Here is a 1588-nt window from a genome sequence, read left to right as displayed (position 1 = left end):
GTTCCCATCGACTACGCCTTTCGGCCTCGCCTTAGGGGTCGGCTTACCCTGCTCAGATTAGCTTTAAGCAGGAACCCTTGGACTTTCGGCGAGGGAGTCTCTCACTCCCTTTGTCGCTACTCATGTCATCATTCTCACTAGTGATCTCTCCACCCGATGGCTCACGCCCGGGCTTCATCGAAAGCTTCGCGTCTCCAATACTGGCGAACCAGTTAAGGAGACAGGAAACTATGTCACACTACGCTCTGCTACCGCGCACATAAAGTGCACCCTAGACTTCGGCTCATGGCTTGAGCCCCGTTACATCTTCGCCGCAGGACAGCTTATTTAGACCAGTGAGCTGTTACGCTATCTTTAAAGGATGGCTGCTTCTAAGCCAACCTCCTGGTTGTTTTGGCCGTCCCACCTGCTTTCCCACTTAGCCATGAATTAGGGGCCTTAGTCGTAGGTCAGGGTTGTTTCCCTCTTCACAACGGACGTTAGCACCCGCTGTGTGTCTGCCGTCTAGTACTCCTCGGTATTCGGAGTTTGGTTAGGATCAGTAAGCCGGTAAGGCCCCATTACCCATCCAGTGCTCTACCCCCGAGGGTATTCGGACGACGCTCTACCTAAATAGATTTCGCAGAGAACCAGCTATCTCCGAGTTTGATTGGCCTTTCACCCCTAGGCACACCTCATCCCGACCTTTTTCAACAGGTGTGGGTTCGGACCTCCAGTTAGTGTTACCTAACCTTCATCCTGGACATGCCTAGATCACTCGGTTTCGGGTCTAATGCCACAAACTCAATCGCCCTATTCAGACTCGCTTTCGCTGCGCCTACACCTAACGGCTTAAGCTTGCTTGTGACACTAAGTCGATGACCCATTATACAAAAGGTACGCTGTCAGCCCTCAAGGAGCCTCCAACTGATTGTAGGCGTTCGGTTTCAGGTACTGTTTCACTCCCCTCGTCGGGGTGCTTTTCACCTTTCCCTCACGGTACTGGTTCGCTATCGGTCAGTAAGGAGTACTTAGCCTTCGAAGGTGGTCCTCCGATGTTCAGACAGAATTTCACGTGTTCCGCCCTACTTAATACGTCCAATCATGCTTCTCATACGGGACTGTCACCCACTCTGGTCGTGCTTCCCAACACGTTCTGATCACACTCATGGCTCGGCTGGTCCCCGTTCGCTCGCCGCTACTAGGGGAGTATCTGTTGATTTCCTTTCCTCCGGGTACTTAGATGTTTCAGTTCCCCGGGTTTGCTTTTGTAAACCTATGTATTCAGTCTACAAATACCTGGTTTACCCCGCTATAGGCCACCTTGCGGTGATTATAACAAAGTATCAGGTGGGTTGCCCCATTCAGAAATCCATGGATCAAAGCTTATTCTCAGCTCCCCATGGCTTATCGCAGAGTATCACGTCTTTCATCGCCTCTTACTGCCAAGGCATCCACCAAACGCCCTTTTCGCGCTTGATTTGATCCAGAAGAAGACAAGCTTCTCCTGCGCCCCCTCCCTTTTGTACGATTTCTCTAAAAGGGGGCATTAATCAAAATGCATACATTGCACTGATGGCCGCTGGTTCAGCATCCATCAGCGTTCGAA

At 51.3% G+C, this 1588-nt stretch carries 1 rRNA gene; it reads right to left on the bottom strand.

Annotation, left to right across the window (positions count from 1 at the left end):
* Positions 1 to 1461: ribosomal RNA gene (locus LGQ03_RS16570) — 23S ribosomal RNA — on the bottom strand; the annotation flags it as partial.
* Between the last annotated feature and the right edge of the window lie 127 nt (positions 1462 to 1588).

Origin of the sequence: Loktanella gaetbuli, assembly GCF_020531945.1 — a bacterium.
Lineage (GTDB): Bacteria > Pseudomonadota > Alphaproteobacteria > Rhodobacterales > Rhodobacteraceae > Loktanella > Loktanella gaetbuli.
This window is presented reverse-complemented; position numbering and strand designations above follow the sequence as displayed.